The 19,854-nt window shown below is 30.7% G+C and carries 13 protein-coding genes; 10 read left to right on the top strand and 3 right to left on the bottom strand.

Annotation, left to right across the window (positions count from 1 at the left end):
• The 3 genes from rfbB to RAH41_RS11050 all read left to right on the top strand — a co-directional run bounded on the left by rfbB (window position 1) and on the right by RAH41_RS11050 (window position 4,802).
• Window positions 1–1,011, top strand: coding sequence for a dTDP-glucose 4,6-dehydratase (gene rfbB / locus RAH41_RS11060; protein ID WP_331222540.1), 1,011 nt, complete (start codon window positions 1–3; stop codon window positions 1,009–1,011).
• A 472-nt stretch (window positions 1,012–1,483) separates the two neighbouring features.
• Window positions 1,484–2,632, top strand: coding sequence for a glycosyltransferase family 2 protein (locus RAH41_RS11055; RefSeq protein WP_331222539.1), 1,149 nt, complete (start codon window positions 1,484–1,486; stop codon window positions 2,630–2,632).
• Window positions 2,622–4,802: a CDP-glycerol glycerophosphotransferase family protein gene (locus RAH41_RS11050; protein WP_331222538.1), complete on the top strand. Its 2,181-nt coding sequence runs from the start codon at window positions 2,622–2,624 to the stop codon at window positions 4,800–4,802. The genes RAH41_RS11055 and RAH41_RS11050 overlap by 11 nt, the downstream gene beginning before the upstream one ends.
• 542 nt (window positions 4,803–5,344) lie before the next feature.
• Here the strand turns inward: RAH41_RS11050 and RAH41_RS11045 are convergent.
• Window positions 5,345–6,832: a DUF6270 domain-containing protein gene (locus RAH41_RS11045; RefSeq protein ID WP_331222537.1), complete on the bottom strand. Its 1,488-nt coding sequence runs from the start codon at window positions 6,830–6,832 to the stop codon at window positions 5,345–5,347.
• A 446-nt stretch (window positions 6,833–7,278) separates the two neighbouring features.
• On the opposite strand from RAH41_RS11045, the gene RAH41_RS11040 reads away from it, so the two are divergent.
• The 7 genes from RAH41_RS11040 (at window position 7,279) to galU (ending at window position 16,341) form a co-directional block, all read left to right on the top strand.
• Window positions 7,279–7,695: a hypothetical protein gene (locus RAH41_RS11040; protein ID WP_331222536.1), complete on the top strand. Its 417-nt coding sequence runs from the start codon at window positions 7,279–7,281 to the stop codon at window positions 7,693–7,695.
• Window positions 7,696–7,705: 10 nt separating this feature from the next.
• Window positions 7,706–9,820: a CgeB family protein gene (locus tag RAH41_RS11035; protein ID WP_331222535.1), complete on the top strand. Its 2,115-nt coding sequence runs from the start codon at window positions 7,706–7,708 to the stop codon at window positions 9,818–9,820.
• A 12-nt stretch (window positions 9,821–9,832) separates the two neighbouring features.
• Window positions 9,833–10,816 carry a glycosyltransferase gene (locus RAH41_RS11030; protein ID WP_331222534.1) on the top strand — a complete coding sequence of 328 codons (984 nt, stop codon included), beginning with the start codon at window positions 9,833–9,835 and terminating at the stop codon, window positions 10,814–10,816.
• A 314-nt stretch (window positions 10,817–11,130) separates the two neighbouring features.
• On the top strand, window positions 11,131–12,234 hold the full coding sequence (wecB, locus tag RAH41_RS11025; RefSeq protein ID WP_419471596.1) for a non-hydrolyzing UDP-N-acetylglucosamine 2-epimerase: 1,104 nt from the start codon (window positions 11,131–11,133) through the stop codon (window positions 12,232–12,234).
• A gap of 306 nt (window positions 12,235–12,540) precedes the next feature.
• On the top strand, window positions 12,541–13,968 hold the full coding sequence (locus tag RAH41_RS11020) for an MBOAT family protein (protein ID WP_331222532.1): 1,428 nt from the start codon (window positions 12,541–12,543) through the stop codon (window positions 13,966–13,968).
• 17 nt (window positions 13,969–13,985) lie between these two features.
• Window positions 13,986–15,185: a DHHW family protein gene (locus RAH41_RS11015; protein ID WP_331222531.1), complete on the top strand. Its 1,200-nt coding sequence runs from the start codon at window positions 13,986–13,988 to the stop codon at window positions 15,183–15,185.
• 277 nt (window positions 15,186–15,462) lie between these two features.
• Complete coding sequence (galU, locus tag RAH41_RS11010; RefSeq protein ID WP_331222530.1) at window positions 15,463–16,341, top strand: UTP--glucose-1-phosphate uridylyltransferase GalU; 879 nt, start codon at window positions 15,463–15,465, stop codon at window positions 16,339–16,341.
• Between the two features lie 99 nt (window positions 16,342–16,440).
• On the opposite strand, the gene RAH41_RS11005 is transcribed toward galU, so the two are convergent.
• Window positions 16,441–17,385: an NAD-dependent epimerase/dehydratase family protein gene (locus RAH41_RS11005; protein WP_331222529.1), complete on the bottom strand. Its 945-nt coding sequence runs from the start codon at window positions 17,383–17,385 to the stop codon at window positions 16,441–16,443.
• Between the two features lie 134 nt (window positions 17,386–17,519).
• A complete protein-coding gene (locus tag RAH41_RS11000) occupies window positions 17,520–19,832 on the bottom strand; it encodes a bifunctional glycosyltransferase/CDP-glycerol:glycerophosphate glycerophosphotransferase (protein WP_331222528.1) in 2,313 nt (770 codons plus the stop codon).
• Between the last annotated feature and the right edge of the window lie 22 nt (window positions 19,833–19,854).

Raw genomic sequence — 19,854 nt, 5'->3', positions numbered from 1 at the left:
ATGAAAGTAGCTGTAACAGGCGGTGCCGGATTTATCGGTGGAAACTTTGTTCAATACATGATCAATAAATACCCTACCTATTTAATATATAATCTAGATGCTTTAACCTATGCAGGTGACCTAACAAAGCATAAAAACATTGAACAAAATAAAAACTATCATTTTATCAAAATTGATATTTCAAACCGTGAAGAAATCATGACATTATTTAAAAAAGAAAAGTTCGATTATGTTATCCACTTCGCAGCAGAAAGTCATGTTGATCGCTCAATAACAGACCCGGGTATATTCGTGACAACAAATGTTTTAGGAACTCAAGTATTACTAGATGCTTCAAAAGCGATAAACGTTAAGAAATTTGTACATGTATCCACGGATGAAGTGTATGGTGATTTAGATTTTGACCCTACAACCTTTTTTACAGAAGATACACCTCTACAACCGAATAGCCCGTACTCCGCAAGTAAAGCATCATCTGACTTATTAGTTCGTGCCTATCACGAAACGTACGGATTTCCAATGAATATCACACGTTGTTCAAATAATTACGGACCATATCACTTTCCAGAGAAGTTAATTCCATTAACGATTTCACGAGTGCTAAATAACCAAAAAGTTCCGGTTTATGGTACAGGTGAAAATATTCGTGACTGGTTACATGTTCTAGATCATTGCTCAGCAATTGATTTAGTTTTGCATAAAGGAGTAAATGGGGAAGTTTACAATGTAGGTGGCCATAACGAGCGGACAAATTTAGAGGTTGTTAAAACAATCATAGCAACACTTGGAAAATCTGAAGACTTAATTCAATTTGTACAAGATCGCTTAGGTCATGATAAACGGTATGCGATTGATCCAAGCAAACTAGAAAGGCTAGGCTGGAAACCAACTTATAATTTTGATACAGGAATTGTCCAAACAATTCAATGGTATGTAGAGAATAAGGACTGGTGGGAAACGATTGTTTCTGGTGAGTATAAGCAATATTTTGAAAAACAATACGGTAAGTAATTAGAAATATACTCGTTAAAATAATAAGAGAAATGTAGACGTTTTCTTTTCATATGGAAACGTCTCTTTTTATTTCAGTAGTAATTTTGGCTTCTTTCTAACTATCTTTTATGAGTGATTTTAACTAGGACTAATAATCTAGTAAATTCCAATTTATTTCTAATGTTATAGTGAATATCCCTGAATTAGATTCTTTTAATCATTTTCTAACTATAATATTATTTACCATTTATAAGTAACATTTTTTTATGTTATAATACATTTTATATCAATAAATGACAATTTCATTACAAAATTGTAAGTTTTTTTTAATCGAAATTTACATTTTTTTTATGTTTAATATATTTATTAGAAAATTATGTTTTTTCAGAAGAACATAATGTCGTAGATTACTAGATATATCATTAAAATCAGATAAGAAAATATAAAATATTTTAAGAGGTATTTAATTTTAATTTAAGGAGGATAAGGGATGAATCAACCATTAATCTCGGTAATTTTACCTATTTATAATGTCGAAAATTATATAGATGAATGTTTAAATTCATTATTAAACCAAACGATTGGTTATGAAAATTTAGAAGTAATTATGGTAAACGATTGCTCTACAGATCGTACCCCTATCATTATTGATGAATATGCTGCAAAATATGAAAATTTTAAAGCAATTCATTTCAAAGAGAATTCTGGTGCTCCAGGTAAACCAAGGAATGTTGGAATCGAAAGTGCCACAGGTAAGTATACAATCTTTTTAGATCCGGATGACATTGTACCAGCAGATGCATATGAAAAATTAATTAACGTAATCGAAAATAGTGAGTCTGATTTTGTAATGGGTAAGATGCAAAGTTTTGATGATAAAACTAAACGTAGGCATGAACACATTACATTTAAACAATACCAATTACAAAAGATATATATCGACGTAAATATTGATAATGTTCCATTTTTCTATCAAGTTAAAACAGCAATTATTTTAAAATTAGTTAAAACTGAGTTTTTATTAGAAAATAAAATTAATTTTATTGAAGGTATGAAAAATGGTGAAGACAAATATTATGACATTCAATTATTCTCCAAAGCCAAAAAGTTCAGTTATATTCCTGAAGTAATTTATTTATATCGAGCAAGAAATGATGAGAAAAATTTATCTCTAACACAAAGAGATATTATTAGTACTGTAGAAAACGATGTAAAATCAGCTTTAATTATTAAGCCTTTACTTACACAAAAAGAGTTTAAATATTTTCAAATAAATGTGTTTAGATCTATTTTTTGGAAAATTGGAGATGCGGACTTTAAGAATTTAACAAAGGACCAAAAAGATTATCTTTTTAATTTAATTAAAGATGTAGCGGTAGGATATGATTCAGAAATAACTAAGGAATATATGGAAGTAGAGGAACCAATTATTAGTTTAATTAGCTCTGGTCATATCGAGGAAGCTTTAGATTATAATCATTTATTAATTTCTAGAAGATGGTGGTTTAAAGTAAGCAAAGAACTAGAGAAAGATTATAAAAAGTCATTAAAAATAAGAAATAGTAATTTTTGGAAAGTGACAAGTCCATTAAGAAAAGTTATCAGACTTGTGAAGAGGGTGTCGAAAGTTGCAATTTAGCATCATAATTCCATTTATAAAAGAGGAGATAAATCAAGCTATTAACTGTATTAATTCAGTTAAGGATCAAAGTATTAATCAAAATCAAATTGAATTAATCCTTTTTAATACAGAAAATGAAGTTCTAAATGAAGAAACTGAGAAAATATTAACTCATCAGTTTGATGACTTAAGTGTAATAAATACAAAATTGAAACAAAATGACATAAACGGCAAATATGTCTTCATTTATGATCGTAAAACGAATATAAATAAGCATTTATTAGAAGGATTATTAAGAATAGCGGATTCAGGTAAATATGATTGCATTTTTACTGCTAAAAATACCAAAAAATTAGAAGTGAATCCGGTAAATATAATTGATTTTGCCTATTCGGATCTAATGAGTATGAATTTACTGAAGACTGTTACCTTAAAAGACTATCTTGTAAAAAATAAGATTCAAGAGTTTAATTATTTTGAATTAAAGTATTTTCAATTAAAGCAATATTTTACCAATAAAAATATTGGAACGAACGATGGATTATCGATTAAAAATACTGAGGTTAATGACAAGTATGTCCATAATCAAGTCCAAGAAATAAACTATTTGTTTGTGAAAGTGAGAGAAGATTCAGATAAAGAACTTCAAAAATTTGCGTATGGTATGTTCATTATCCAACTAATGTATTTAGTAGATAAAAAAGTATTTGTCGATGAATTAGATGAAGAGCCTCAGCTGCAATTATTAGAACTATTACAGTTATTAACAAAAGAAGTAAATTTACCGGAAACTTTAAAGAATTTAAAACTAGATGGCTATAAAGGATTTTTTGCAATCTTAAACATGAAAAAATATTCTGAGGCCATTAGTTATATGAAGTTGTTCAGGAGTAAGAGATACCAATATCATACGGCAAACAAATATAGCAATTATTTAAAGAAACATCCAGTCGATCCTAGTGAAGACTTAACATGGAAATTGACCAAACCATTACGTTTAGTAAAACCAGCAATACGCAAAGTAAAAGGACTTATTTTTAAGTATTTATTACTGCTAATTGTTTCTTTTTATAAACTTCTATATTTAAATAAAGAAGTTTGGTTAGTATGTGAAAGACCTGATCAAGCTGAAGATAATGGATATTTCTTTTTTAAGTACTGCAGAGAGCAACATCCAAACAGAAAAATCTATTATATAATCGAGAAAAATTCTCCGCATTATGATAAAGTAGCTAAATTAGGAAATGTTATTCATCACTCTTCCTTTAAACATAAAATTTATACACTATTAGCGGATGTATATGTTAGTGCTTGGACATTTAGTGAAAGTGGTTTTCCAAATCCTTCAAAAGATTTCACCTCAAGATTTAGAAAGCAATTAAAGAACAAGTTTCAAGTATGTATCCAGCATGGCGTTATTATTCATAATATTTCTCCGTATTTATCAAAGAAAAAGTATCAACAAAATTTAATTATAGCTAGTTCTGAATTTGAAAAAGAAATTATTATGGAAACACTAAACTATTCAAACGATGAAGTTGAAGTAACAGGGTTAGCTAGATTTGATAATTTACATGATGCGATTACGAAAAGACAAATATTAATTATGCCAACGTGGAGACGTCATTTATTTAAAATAAATAAAAAACAATTCTCTAATTCGGAATACTTTAAGACGTATAAAAATTTGATATCAAATAAAAAGTTTCAAGATTTTATTAGTAAGGAAAATATACAGGTTAAGTTTTATATTCATCATCAGATGCAGCGCTTCTTAGGAAACTTTATTGTAGAACATCCAAACATTGAATTCTTATTAAAAAAAGATGCCAAAGTTTCAGATTTACTAAAAGAATCGAAGTTATTATTAACTGATTACTCATCAGTTTCTAGTGATTTCTTTTATATGAATAAACCAGTAGTATTCTATCAATTTGATCCACATAAAAATCATCATGCACCTACTGAACAAATTAAATATAGCGATCTTGGAATTATTGTTAAAAATGAAGAAAAATTACTTGAAGAAATCATTAATATTACAAATAGAGCTTTTACAGCAGATCAACTATACCAACAAAATTCAAGAAGAATATTTAAATATAAAGACAGAAATAACTCAAAGAGAATATTTGAAGCAATTGAAACATCTTATCACAATTTCAAAATTAATAGGAACGCTGAATAAATCAAAAAGAGGGTGAAATAAAACACCCTCTTTTTCAAAGTGTTGAAATATAAAATGGTCAATAGGGAAAAAAGACTTTAATGGAACATTTAATAATGATATATAATTTTTTGAATGCATCTTTAATGTTTTTAAATGTTAATATGTTAGAGCAATTCATTAATTCAATAACACTAGAAATGATTTTTGGAAGTTTATATTTTGACTTATTTATAAAACAAATTCGATTTAGTTTATAATATTTTCGAAATTAATTGATCTACAATCTGATTAATTTAAAGAGTTAGATTACGCTAAGTAAAGGCTATTTGATTAGGGTTTACCGCAAACATTTTTTGATGAATAAGTTGATTGGAATGGAGGGATGATCGACTCCTATGGGATTAGCGGGAAGGCTAAGACCCCGCAGGCTTGCCGAGGAGGCTTAGGTCTCGCCCCATGGAAAGCGAGCATCGTGTAATGGAAATCAACATCACTCTACTCCTTTTACGAAAAATTGATAATTAATTGACAAGGTTTTTTCAATAAATCACCCTCTTTTTTTATTGCGTTAATTTTATTAATTCAGCTAGAAAATTCTTATAATAATTTGGTTCAAAGTGCAAATGGAAAATACCCCAAGCATGATCTGCAATAGAAATATTGTTTTGTTTTACATTTATTGTTGAAACCTTGTAATTTGAAATCACGTAGTCATCCAATTGATCCCAAAAGGCATTTAATAGTTCGATATCAGTTTTAGAATTAATTTTCTTAATGTTTTGTTCGTTATCGTAGTACATTCCAGTAAATCTAGCTTTATGAAGTATGATTTTACAATTCGGAAGTTCTCTATTAATAATTTGTAAAAATTTATCGATCGATTGCTTCCAAAGTGTAAAGTATTCGCTAAGATTAGTATTCAAATTAAATGTAGTGATTCTGTTTAATTCTTTATAAAATGATGTATTAGTAATCTTCCAATGATTATTAGTGATATATGAACTATCCGTCTTCAAACAGCCAAAATAAACATCTCCAAAGAAATCAAGAATGAGAACTTCAGGTTGCTTACTGATTAAATCATTTAAAAACTTCTTTTCTAAGTCATCCAAAACATCATTTTGCTCATATTCATTTAAGTTATCAATTTTCTCTCTATTATATGGAATCGGATTACTCATTAAACTAATGATTGACGATTGGTTTTGATAGCGAATTAACTCAAAATGGTTCTTATAATTTAAGTTAAATTTACTATTAAAATTATCTCGTGTAACACAAGATCCAAATGCAGCGACTTTTAATTTCTTTTCATTTCTTTTAATTGAAATAGTGTTCTTATTTAATGAAAGAGAAAAGTTTTTAGTTTGATGATTATATTCATCCTCAGTTAATAAGTTAATTAAAACTTTAATATTTTTGTTTAATGAAAGTTGCGCATATAGTTCTAAGTCAGTCGATTCAGGATAGCTATTCAATAATTCAAATACATTAAAGGTTGAATACAAAATGGCATTATTGTTTTCAATATGCGCACGAAATGAATGATTATTAATAACTAATTCGTTTTTGATTTGATTGAATTGTTTTTGATTAAAAACAGAGAGTTGAACAAAATCTTCGTAACAATCAGTTTTAACTAGATTAAAATGTAATTTATCTTGCGTTAAGTAGAGTGCAATACGATTATCATTTGTTAAATATGTCTTTACGTAATAAATTTTTAGTAGTTTTGTGTTCATATAATTAGTTGGAATTTCAGGAGTATGATTAACTTCTAAGGGTAATATTTCAGCATCTTTAGTATAATATAGATCAAAAATCTCGATTGGATATAATGTGACACTACTCAAATCAGTAAAGTTAATATCTACTATATATTGGTTATCAATCTTTTTTATTAAGCTTCGCAATAATTCATTACGTACTTTAAAATATTTATTTGGCCTCTGTTTTACGACTAACGAAGAGGCTTCATTTAACTCCCCGTTTGCATCTTCTATGTAAAGTCTAATTCCATCATTTAAGTATTCAATTTTTTTAAGCATAAAGCAGCCCATCCCATTTAAATTAAAATATTTTTTTAAATTCGTAAGAAAATTTACGAAACGCTAACAGATATTAACATTAACACAATGATTATAATTATTAAACAAGACAACCGTTTTTTAATGATTAACTAAGTGAATATTATTAAGAAGTTATGATTATTTCTCGATAGATCATATAGTACAAGAAACTACACCCCAGTTGTTGCACTGTCTTTTCATTGGAAAAGAACGTTTCAGTTGGGGAGTTTTTATATTTTGAATAGTATGATGCAGTATTAATTTTGAAAAACATATCATTATATTTTTTTTACATACTTTTAACATGGACACTCATTAAGATTCACAAATAATCGTTAATCTTAAATTAATCATAATATTTTCTTTTTTTAATAAACACGTCGTCTTTATAGAATAGTGTGTTTATCCTGATCTGGAGGTTTGAAATGAAGAATAGTGAATTATTGAATAGTAGTCATGTTGATTCAACAACTGTAAATTTTAAACCAAATTTAATAGAGGTTTCGAATGAGGATTTTGATGCGAATCTTGAACGACAAAATGAATTATTAATGAAACATAACCAGTTCCTTTCTGATAAGGTAATGGAATTGGAAAAAAGAATGGAAGAGCAATTATTTCGTCAGTTGGATTTAATCGTAGAGCATGAGGAGTTTATGATGGGACTTGATGATTATGTTCTTGTAAACGAAGTAAAGCAGTCGTTTGGTTCGTATGAATATGAAAAATTGCAGGAGGAATATCAAAAGCTGCAATTAAATTATGAAACGTTCAGGAACTCAAAGTTTGGAAAATTGGCGAGGAAGTATTGGAAGTTGTTGAAGTATTTAAAAAGAAAATGAGGGGACATTCATGTTAAAAGAATCAATAGAAAAACAAATTACTCGATTACGTAATGAAAAGTTTGATACAAAAATGATGTTGCAAAAATTAATGAATGTGGATGAACCCTTCTATTTTAGAAACCATGAGTTAATTTCTTTTTCTGCGGATGATTTTAGAATTAATAAGGGCGTTCAAAAATTCCAGAAGGAAAAGGAAGTTCTATTTAATAATAAACTAGTAAGGCAGACTGCTGTCATTGATTATATAGATGAAACAAAATTAAAGGATTTACTTTTTAATGAAGGTAGACGTAAATTATTTACTAGATTTGGGGTCACGGGCTTTGTCAGCGGTAAAAGTGAGGTTGTTTGTGAATTGCGACTAGTAGATCACGAGAACAACTCAAGTACATTAAGTTTTCAAATAGACGAAGTAATTGATCTATCTGAATTTAGTCAAAAAGAAATTCAATCGGTTTCTTTTTCGATTTACATGACAGGTGCTGCCACGCTTCATCTATTCCATGCTAAATTAATGGGTTCATATAAAAAGACTGAAAGCGAAAAGATTCACCTAATGAAACAAAAGAAAGAAATTAAGGACTTTCGAGTTGGGTTTATTGCAGACGAATTTACAACGCGATGCTTCGATTATGAATTTCAACTTGTAAAAGTCACGCCAGAGAATTGGTTAGATGAGTTCCAAAAGCATCGAATTGATTTTTTCTTTTGTGAGTCTGCATGGCTTGGAAACGAAGGAGCTTGGAAGGATAAAATCGGTACGAAAAATCACAGAAATCATACGAAACTATTAAAATTAGTTTATTGGTGTAAAGAACACTATATTCCGACCGTTTTTTGGAATAAGGAAGATCCGTTCCATTACCAAGCTTTTATTGATACAGCTAAGCATTTTGACTATGTGTTCACGACTGATTTTGAATCAGTACAGAACTATGTAGCAGAAGGTTGTGAAAATGTTTATTGCTTACCATTTGCTGCCCAACCGAAAATCCATAATCCAATTGAATATCTTCCACGTAAAGAAAAGGTCGTTTTCGCTGGGGCTTATTACGGTAAAAAGTTTCCTGAACGTACGAATGCGATGGAGAAACTAGTCAATGCTTCGAAGGAATATGGACTAGATATTTATGACCGAAACTATCATAATCCAACAAGTCCTAATCAGTTTCCTGATGAGTATAAGCCATTTATTGTTGGAAACTTAAAACAAAATGAAATCGATATTGCGTATAAAGGATATAAAGTAGCACTAAACGTAAATAGTATTACGAAATCTCCGACAATGTTTGCCCGGAGAGTATTTGAATTGCTGGCAAGTAATACGCCAATCATTAGTTCCCATTCAGAAGGGATTCACAGAATGTTTGGAGACATTGTAACTGCTACCGACAATGAAAAACTCATGAAGGAACGACTTTCTAATTATTACTCAGATGAGACTTTTTATAAGAAAAATCGTTTACTCACATTACGTAAAGTATTAGAGGAACACACTTATACGAATCGAGTGGAAGATTTATTAAATATTATTAATCTACCATATGAAATGAATGAAGAGACTGCTACATTAGTAGGGATTGTTCGAAGTAATTCTGACTATGAAAAGTTAATGGAAATTTACAGTAGACAAGGAATCAAACGAAAAAAACTAGTGATCTTACTCGACTTGTTTGATGGCTATCTAAACATTTTTAATCAAAACAATCACGGGGATATAAAAACTTACCTTATTGATTACTGCCATCATTATTTTAGTTTGAATGATCTTGTTGATTCGTATTATATTGCTCCAATTAATCTAGATCATTATTATGGAGAGAATTATGTAAGAGACTTGATGTTAGCAACTAAGTATACGAATGATACGATTATTTCAAAAGGCAATGGAAATAGTTATAACTACGTAAATGGTTGCCATATTGACGAAGCATTGATTTGTAAAAAGGCGACAAGATTTATTCGTCCAAGTGAATTTATCAGTCTTTTAGACAACAAATCAACAATTGGCCATTTCTCAAAAGCTGGTGTTCAATTTTTTGAAATTGATGAGTTTAATTTTTATCGAGATGCCTGTGTACAAGCCATTAGCCAAGACAAAATTGAGAGTATTTTAGTATAAGGAGCTGTATTTATGAAATTGGCGATTATAGGGCATGATTTAAAATTTATTAACGAAGCGATTAAGAGGTTTGAAGCTAGAAGTGACATTGAAATAAAAATAGATTTATGGGAAGGCCATACAATTCATCAAGTTGGCAAAAGCTTAGAAATCGTTAATTGGGCGGATGTTCTTTTTTGCGAGTGGGGACTTGGAAATGTAATTTGGTATCAGGAGCATAAAAAAGATCATCAAGTATTAATCGTTAGAATGCATCGTTTTGAAATGAATACGCCCTTCCCTGAAAAATTTGATTTTACGAAAATTGATAAGATTATTGCGATTTCTTCTTATATATTTGAGGAGTTCTATCGTGTTGCAAGAATTCCTAGAGAAAAGATGATTGTCATTCAAAATGGTGTTGATGTCGATCGATTCCATTTGCCTAAGCAGTATGATGCAGAATTTCGAATTGGGTTACTTGGTTATGTGCCGAAGTTAAAACGATTAGATCGGGCGCTTGAGATATTTGAAAAGTTATACGAAAAAGATAACCGATATACTCTTTCGATAAAAGGAAAGCATCCGAAAGAGTTTTCGTGGGTTTGGAATAATCAACAAGAGCAGGATTATTATGCAAGTTTATTTCGAAAAATTGAGAAATCCCACTATCGTAATCAAGTTCAGTTTGAAGAGTGGGGAGATTCAGCGGAATGGCTCGAGTCGATTGGTTATGTCTTATCAGTAAGTGATTATGAAAGTTTTCACTTAGCACCTGTTGAAGGGATGGCTTCTTGCGCTGTGCCGATTGTTTTAAATCGTGAAGGGGCTCGAACGATATTCCCTGATGAGTATATTTTCGAAACACTCGATGAAGCAGCGCAGTACATTGTAGATAGTAGAAAAGGATCAAGGAAAGAACTAGTTGAATTTGTGAAGGAAAATTACTGTATGGATAAAATGTGTTCAGAGATTTTGAGTCTAATTGATGAGTTACAAGTAAAATTAGTTCATTAAGTATTTCGAAAGAGCACAGTGAATTCTTTTAGTAGAAGGAACTGTGTTTTTTTCTTCTATTATTATTTACATCGAGTATGAATGATTTCAAAATGTGGGACACTAAGTGTATAGAATCGAATAATTACTAGTTAAAGAACTTATTAGGAATTAAGCCGATTAGTTCCTACAATTAGTTATCAAAATAGAGGAATTAGCGGTATTTTTTTGGGTAAAAAATGTCTTTATTTCCTTAGTTAAGATACAATAGATAGATACATATTTCAATAAGCCGATTTGTTTTGAAAGGGGAAAGAATTTTGACTGTTAAAGTAATGACAATTTTTGGAACAAGACCAGAAGCGATTAAGATGGCGCCACTCGTGCTTGAGCTAGCTAAACATCCAGATCAAATAGAATCAATTGTGACGGTTACAGCTCAGCATCGTCAAATGCTAGATCAAGTTCTCGAAATTTTTGAAATCACACCTGATTATGATTTAAATATAATGAAGGATCGCCAAACTTTAATTGATGTAACGACTCGAGGTTTGGAAGGTTTAAATAAGATTATGCAAGAAGTTAAGCCGGACATTGTATTAGTTCATGGTGATACGACAACAACTTTTATTGCTAGTCTTGCAGCTTTTTATAATCAAATTGCAATTGGGCATGTTGAAGCTGGTTTACGTACTTGGGACAAGTATTCACCATACCCAGAAGAAATGAACCGTCAATTAACTGGTGTCATGGCGGATCTACATTTTTCTCCTACGACGAAATCAGCACAAAATCTATTAGCTGAAAATAAAAAGGAAGAAACAATTTTTATTACGGGTAATACTGCGATTGATGCACTTAAAACAACCGTAAAAGAAGAGTATGCTCATCCTGTTCTTGACAAGATTGGTAATGATAGATTAGTCCTAATGACTGCACATCGTCGTGAAAATTTAGGAGAACCAATGAGAAATATGTTTAAAGCGATTAAGCGATTAGTTGAAAAGCATCATGATATTCAAGTTGTGTATCCTGTTCATATGAATCCTGTTGTTCGCGAAATTGCAAATGAAGTACTAGGAAATGATACGCGAATTCATTTAATCGAACCACTAGATGTGATAGATTTCCATAACTTTGCTGCAAGATCACATTTAATCCTAACTGATTCTGGTGGGGTACAAGAAGAGGCACCTTCTTTAGGCGTACCAGTACTTGTTTTACGTGATACGACAGAACGCCCTGAAGGAATTGACGCTGGTACATTAAAGCTTGCTGGAACTGATGAAGAAGTGATCTTCTCTTTAGCAGATGAGCTGTTATCTGATGAAGAGGCACATGCAAAAATGTCTAAAGCATCTAACCCATATGGAGATGGTGAAGCTTCTAGAAGAATTGTTGAAGTGATTATTAAACATTTTAAAAATAAGAAAAAATAATCATGTATAAGGAAAGACTATCCTTGAAAACTATTCAAAGGTAGTCTTTTTCGATTTTTAACGATTTTAATTAATATTTTCATTTAAAATTAAACCCTTTTAATTAAGTACCTATCCTAAAAAGATAGATACTATTAATAGGATTTTTTTATTAGGATTAGTATTACTATTATTATAAATTTTTTTATTTTGTTACAGTTTGAATAAATTTAAATTAAATCTCTAAAGTTAAATATATGATTATTATGTCTCTTGATAAAATTTAAGTTTGTTAGTGATAAATTCATCAATAGAAAGGACTAGATTATGCTTTTCAGTTCAACTGTATTTTTGTTTGTATTTCTACCTATCGTGTTACTAGTTTATTTTGTACTACCGCGTATTTTCCGAAACGCTTGGTTGTTAGTATCTAGTTTAGTTTTTTATGCATGGGGAGAGCCAAGGTTTGTATTGGTTATGTTCCTTTCAATTATTATCAATTATGTATTTGCGTTAATTGTTGATGCAAATCGAAATAAGAGAACGAAAATAAAGTGGATTATGGGCGCGATGCTTGTGGCCAATTTGGGGTTATTATGTTTCTTCAAATACTCCAACTTCTTTGTTGATAATATAAATTTATTATTTAACACAAATATTACGATTCCTCCAATACCTTTACCGTTGGGAATTTCATTTTTTACTTTCCAAGGAATTAGTTATGTAGTTGATGTTTATCGTAAAGATGGTGCATTACAAAGAAATCCATTGAACATGGCTACATATAAAACATTATTTCCACAGTTAATTGCAGGTCCGATTGTTCGTTATCAAACTGTTTCGCATCAAATTACAGATCGTAAAGAAACATTAGAGAAATTTGCTTATGGAACGAAACGATTTATTATTGGATTAGGTAAGAAAATGTTTTTGGCTAATAATTGCGGGTGGGTCGCAGATCAAATTTTTGCACAAAATCCACATGACATGTCCATTGGTTTAGCTTGGATTGGTATTATTGCTTATTCTTTACAAATTTACTTTGACTTTTCCGGATATTCCGATATGGCAATTGGTTTAGGAAAAATGTTCGGATTTGATTTTCTAGAAAATTTCAATTATCCGTATATTTCAAAATCAGTAACCGAGTTTTGGAGAAGATGGCACATTTCTTTAGGGACTTGGTTCAGGGACTATCTCTATATCCCGTTAGGCGGAAATCGTATTTCTCCTTTACGAACGTATATTAATCTTTTTATTGTATGGTTTGCAACAGGTTTTTGGCATGGAGCAAGTTGGACATTTATCGCATGGGGTATTTATTACGGTATACTAATCATGCTTGAAAAAGCGTTCCTAGGTGATATTTTACGAAAGTTGCCTAATGCAATTCAGCATATTTACGCTACATTCCTAGTCGTAATTGGATGGGTGTTTTTTCGTTCAGAAACATTTAGTTATGCGTTTGATTATATGAAAACAATGTTCGGTTTAAACCATACAGTTGTTTGGGATTCAAGTGCAGCATATTATTTTGTTGAATACGGTGTTCTAATAGGACTAGCTATTATTGGTGCAACTCCTTTAATGAAAATTTTCGCAGATAAAATCTTGATTCAGTCAGAATCGAGCTTTGCTGTAAGAATTTTCGGTCGTAATATTGGGTTAACAGGTTATTATTTATTAGTTTTTGGTATTTCAATAATTTGTGTTGTTTCTAACACATTCAATCCATTTATCTATTTCCGTTTCTAGTAAGTTGGAGGTTTAAAATGCAAAGTAATCGATTTCAGGTTAATAATTTCTTAGTTATAAGTTTCCTATTTATCATTTTTGCGGGCGCTATTTATGTTTGGCTTAAAGGTGATTTGAAGTATTCTACGATTGAAAATAGAGAACTTGCTCAAATGCCAAAAATGAGTTTAAAAAAGTTAACTTCAGGAGAATATTCAAAAGAATTTGAGCTTTATTTTAATGATCAATTTCCTGGTAGATTGAAGTTAATTGAAGCGAATGCAACAATCAATAAGGATTTATTAGGGCAAAATGTTGTAAAAGATGTATATGTTGCCGATAATGGTTTATTATTATCTACTGTGCCTAAACAAACAAAAGAAAGTGCAAAAGTCATTGCAAACAGAATTAATAAATTTGCACTACAAGCATCAAAACTTGGAGTGACCACTTATTTTAGTCTAGCACCAAATAAATCAGTGACATTTGAAGACCAATTCCCTTCATACTTTCCTAGTTATGGGAATGAAGCGTCAGATTATCTTTTTAGTTATATTGATCCAATTGCACATCCTTTAGATTTAAGAATTACAATGAATAAACATAAAAATGAACCCAATCTATATCCTTTTACTGATCATCATTGGAAGGCAAAGGCTGCATTTTATTCATATCAAACAATTATTAATACAATTTATATGAATTCAAATGAAGTTGGAAAAGCATTAAACGCGGATGATTTCATTTGGAAAGAAGAAGGCTTACCTTTTTACGGTTCGGATGCTCGTAAAACGACGAGAGCAAATGTAACGAAAACAGATACAATAACTGTAGTAAATAGTAAGGGAAAACAAGATTTAAATGTCTGTTACAATGCGATATGTAATAGAGGTTTATATGCAGAAGAACCATTGAAAAATGCTAGTCTCTATACAAATCGATATGTTACTTACATGGGTGGGGATCATCCTGAAACGGCGATTTATAACGATAAAGTTAAGAATCGAAAACTATTGATTATAAAAGATTCTTATGCAAATGCAAGTATACAATTTTTTGTTAACCATTATAAAGAAACTAGGGTCCTTGACTTGAGATATTACAATAAAATGCCGATCATTGACTATATTAAAAAGTATAAAATAGATGATGTAGTCATAATAAACAATGTTAATTCAATTTATGTAACACCGACTTTAACAAATTTCGAACATCCTGGTCAAGGTGAAAATCAATAAATACGTATCTTACAGTTGGTACAATTGAAAAAGGAAGTCATTAAGAAAAAATTCTTTATGCCATCCTTTTTTATAATAGGGAAGAATATTAAAAAAACAATTAAATAGGAAAATAGAGTCAAAAACTTCCATAATGTACTTTATTCATTAGGCACCTAGATCAATAGGCATTTATTCGTTTTTAAAGTAAAATAGATTTGTAGTCTTTCAATTCTAGTATAATGGTTTAGCCATTCTAATAAAGGGTTCTAATGATTAAACTCTAGGAGTGATTAATATGAAGAAAGTAAGAAAAGCGATTATTCCAGCTGCGGGCCTTGGTACGCGATTTTTACCTGCTACAAAAGCAATGCCGAAAGAAATGTTACCGATCGTAGATAAGCCAACTATTCAATACATCGTTGAAGAAGCAATTGAATCAGGTATAGAAAATATTATCATTGTGACCGGTAAAGGAAAGCGTGCGATTGAAGACCATTTTGATCGAGCATATGAGTTAGAACAAACTTTACTTGAGAAAGAAAAGTACGCTCTTTTAGAAGAAGTAAAAGTCCCTTCAAATATAGAGATTCATTATATACGTCAAAAGGAGCCAAGAGGATTAGGTCACGCAGTTTGGTGTGCACGTAATTTTATTGGAGATGAACCATTTGCGGTTTTACTTGGTGATGATATTGTTGATGGAGAAATTCCAGCATTAAAACAATTAATTGATCAATACAATACAACGTATTCATCGGTCATTGGTGTTCAACCTGTAGCCAGTGAAGAGACTCACCGATACGGTATAGTTGACCCATTATTACAAACTGGTAGGAGATATGAAGTAAAGAATTTTGTTGAAAAACCAGCTCCTGGAACAATTGATTCAAATTTAGCCATTTTGGGTAGATATGTACTAACACCAGAAATTTTTATGTTCTTAGATGAACAGAATATTGGTGCTGGCGGAGAAGTCCAATTAACTGATGCAATTCAAAAATTAAATCGAATTCAACGTGTATTCGCTTATGATTTTGAAGGAACAAGATATGATGTAGGTGAAAAACTAGGATTTATAAAAACAAACATTGAATTTGCATTAAAAAATGAAGAAATAAGAGAAGATTTAATTCACTATTTAAAAAAGATTCTTTCAGTAGAAGTTCAACTTTAATCATGACAAATCAAAACGACTAAACCTTTTGTTAGCCTGTAATTTACAGTAAGACAAAGTTTAGTCGTTTTTGTTTTCGAACTGGTTTATATGATCTAATCATTCAACATCCTTGTTAGCTTGTTGAATGTAATAGTTCAATGTTTTTTCAAGACCTTCATACAAAGTGTAGGCTGGTTGCCAATTTAATAATGAATGGATTTTTTCATTTGTTAAATAGCTATCTCGAATATCGCCACTACGTTCATCTTGGTATTGAACTTCAATTTTTCGGTTAAGAATTTGTTCAGTAACCTCTAATAATGTATTTAAAGAAGTTTTTATGTTTGTACCAACATTACATACATCATTTGCTGGTTTTTCTCCTGCATGGAAGTTTGCTGAAGCAACATCTTCTACGTAAATATAATCTCTAGTTTGCTCGCCGTCTCCGAAAACTGTAAAAGTAGAATTTGATATGATTTTATCCATCAGAATACTAATCACTCCACCTTCACCTTTTGGATCTTGGCCAATACCATATACATTGGCATATCTTAAAATAGTATAAGGGATATCATATAATTGATGGTATACGTTTATGTAATATTCAGGTGTTAATTTTGAAATGCCATAGAAAGAAATAGGGTGTTTTTGATGGTTCTCATCCACTCCTAAATAGACCGGATTACCATAAACAGCTGCTGAAGAAGCATAGACAAGCGTTACTTCTTTTTCTTCTTTTAGTTTACGTACAGCCTCTAATAAATTGAGTGTACCTAAAATATTAATTTTTGCGTCTTCTAAAGGATGTTGGATTGAAAATTGCACATCAATTTGTGCAGCGTGATGATTGATTATATCTGGTTTTTCTTTTAGTACAATATCGATTAATTTAGCATTACAAATACTTTCTTCGTAAAAAGTAACATTTGGTGGAAGAGTAGCCATTTTTCCACTTGAAAGATCATCTACAACTACAACTTGGTAACCTTTGTCTATATACATTTTTACAAGATTTGAACCAATAAAACCAGTACCGCCTGTAATTAAGATCTTTTTCATAAAACTTCTCCTTAAATAATGGACTAGCAATCATAGATTTCATTATATAGTAACTAAAATTATGATATTAATTTTACCATAGTAATACAAACTAGACCATGTAAAATAAAATAACAAGTACGCTAGAGCTTTCATTATTTAATTAAAGTTTGAATTAATCTTTTAGCTGATTGACCGTCTTGATATTTGTTAAATCGGTGATTAAACTCTGCTACTTTTTGAAGGTCATAGTCACCTTCTTTAATAATGTTAATGATTTCATCTGTTGTTCTGACAATCGGTCCTGGAACAAACTCATCATAATCATAAAAAAAGCTTCGTTCATCTAAGTATTCTTCAAGGTCATATGCATAAAAAATCATTGGTCGTTCCAAAATTGCATACTCAAATACAAGTGATGAGTAATCGCTAATTAGGATATCTGTCAGGTAAAGTACTTCATTCATGTCATGATTGCCTAAATCAATGACAAAATCTTTTGCTTCTTGTGGAATGACAATCCCTTTTTTCACAGCTGGATGTAGTTTAAGGACTAGTACATACTCATCTTTGAGTTTATTAGCCATTTGGATTAGATCTAATTGTAAATTAAAATTCTTTCGCTCTTTAGGGCTTCCTCTAAATGTAGGAGCATAAGTAATAATTTTTTTGCCTTTCAACATCGGATACTTATTAAAATATTTATTTTTTACTGACTCTAACATCTCGTCATTATAAAAAAAGTCGGTTCTAGGTAAACCTAAAGCTAAAACCTTCGATTCAGGAACGTTAAATGCCTCTGCATAAAAAGGAACAATCTCATCGCAAGAAACAATAACATTGGAATAAGATGTATGTGCTTTTATTTCAAAATCCTTACTATTACTATCTTTATAGCCTACCGCGCTAAGTCCAAACTTTTTGAAGGCTCCACATGCATGCCAAACTTGAATGACTTTCGTATCCTTTCGTAAATTTACATTATAAAGTGGTCTGTGATAATCATTCAGTATGACATATTTAGCGCGTCCAAAATCATAATACATTTTACATAACTCAGAGAAATTACGCTTTCTAATAAAATGGCCAATAATTTTGTACGCTGGTTTCGTTTTAATCAGTTCTTCGTATATAAAATAATAAGAGTCTTGAAGTCCAGTTGATTTATTTGAAGCAAATATAATCTCATCTTTCATTGGGAGCATTTTTGCAAAATTTAAGACGACACGTCTAGCGAAGGCACTTTTTAACCGGCTTGAAAATTTGTTTTTCCTTTTTTTATTCGCTTTCATTCTGACTAAGCTATTAATAGGAGACAAGCTATTTTTTCTGACAGCTTCTAAACAAGAATTAACCTCTAGTTTAAACTTAGAAGTTATTAATTGATGAGCCATTTCTGGATTTAATCGTGCTTCCCAAACTTTTAGTAAGTCTAAATGAACTCGTTTTGCTTCTGGACTCATAAAGTGATAGCGATTAACGATTTCATAGGATAGAATCCGAGGGATAGCTGGGATTTTGTTATAAAGATGAATATCAATTTTATTAACAAATTCCAAAAATAGTTTTAGACTCTCAACTTGGGTTTCCGTCTCCATACTTCGAATCGCACTGTTAACTGCAGGCCATATGTCTGCCATTACGATTCTTTGGTAGTAATGCGCTTTTAACTGAATGCGCTCAAATTTGTTAACAATGTATTGATCCCAAAGAGGATCGGAAATTGAAAGACTCTTTAAAATATCATTTAAGACCTTAACAGAATTAACTCTGACGATTTGAGATAAAGAAATATTGTCTTCATCTTCTCTAGAACGATAGTAATAAATAACTTTATTAACGGTGAAAATGCGATTGGCCTTTAAGTATGCTTCTATTATAAAAGGGTGGTCCTCTGTTACTTTAATATTTTTAGGAAAATTGATATTTTTGACGTGGGTAGCTTTAAACAGTTTATTACATGGTCCAAGAGAATAGAGTAGACCAGGGGTGGAGATTAATGACTTTTCTCCAGGGATATTAACTCCATTACTAACATGGCTGCCAATAAACCATTTTTGAGTACTATTAAAGCTTAACGATTGCCCTGTAACAACATCTGCATTTTCATCAAGAGCTGCTTGGTACATTGCTTCGATTGCATCGTGTGGTAATAAATCATCCGAATCGACAAAGCCAATATATTCACCTCTAGCAATCTTCTTTCCGTTATTTCTAGCGATACCAGGTCCACTATTATCTTGAATACCTAATACAATATTAGGATAGTCTTTTGCATATTGTTTTATTAATTCAACACTTTGATCACTTGAACCATCGTCTATAAAGATAATTTCTATATTTTTAAGTGATTGATTAACCAAGGATGAACAGGTTACTTCAATATATTCCTCTACATTGTATACAGGGATGATTAAACTAACTTTAACGTCCTTTAAATCAGGGTTGATTATTAATTCAAAACTCATCAATTTTTCCTCATTTCAAACG

Source organism: Gottfriedia acidiceleris (assembly GCF_036421055.1).
GTDB lineage: Bacteria > Bacillota > Bacilli > Bacillales > Bacillaceae_G > Gottfriedia > Gottfriedia acidiceleris_C.
The sequence above is the reverse complement of the archived record's forward strand: the minus strand, read 5'-3'. Positions and strand labels throughout refer to the sequence as shown.

Excerpts from the sequence above, each read along its gene's own strand:
- rfbB (WP_331222540.1), top strand. The coding sequence starts at position 1 with ATGAAAGTAGCTGTAACAGGCGGTGCCGGATTTATCGGTGGAAACTTT.
- RAH41_RS11055 (WP_331222539.1), top strand. The coding sequence starts at position 1,484 with ATGAATCAACCATTAATCTCGGTAATTTTACCTATTTATAATGTCGAA.
- RAH41_RS11045 (WP_331222537.1), bottom strand. The coding sequence starts at position 6,832 with ATGCTTAAAAAAATTGAATACTTAAATGATGGAATTAGACTTTACATA.
- RAH41_RS11040 (WP_331222536.1), top strand. The coding sequence starts at position 7,279 with ATGAAGAATAGTGAATTATTGAATAGTAGTCATGTTGATTCAACAACT.
- RAH41_RS11035 (WP_331222535.1), top strand. The coding sequence starts at position 7,706 with ATGTTAAAAGAATCAATAGAAAAACAAATTACTCGATTACGTAATGAA.
- RAH41_RS11030 (WP_331222534.1), top strand. The coding sequence starts at position 9,833 with ATGAAATTGGCGATTATAGGGCATGATTTAAAATTTATTAACGAAGCG.
- wecB (WP_419471596.1), top strand. The coding sequence starts at position 11,131 with ATGACAATTTTTGGAACAAGACCAGAAGCGATTAAGATGGCGCCACTC.
- RAH41_RS11020 (WP_331222532.1), top strand. The coding sequence starts at position 12,541 with ATGCTTTTCAGTTCAACTGTATTTTTGTTTGTATTTCTACCTATCGTG.
- RAH41_RS11015 (WP_331222531.1), top strand. The coding sequence starts at position 13,986 with ATGCAAAGTAATCGATTTCAGGTTAATAATTTCTTAGTTATAAGTTTC.
- galU (WP_331222530.1), top strand. The coding sequence starts at position 15,463 with ATGAAGAAAGTAAGAAAAGCGATTATTCCAGCTGCGGGCCTTGGTACG.
- RAH41_RS11005 (WP_331222529.1), bottom strand. The coding sequence starts at position 17,385 with ATGAAAAAGATCTTAATTACAGGCGGTACTGGTTTTATTGGTTCAAAT.
- RAH41_RS11000 (WP_331222528.1), bottom strand. The coding sequence starts at position 19,832 with ATGAGTTTTGAATTAATAATCAACCCTGATTTAAAGGACGTTAAAGTT.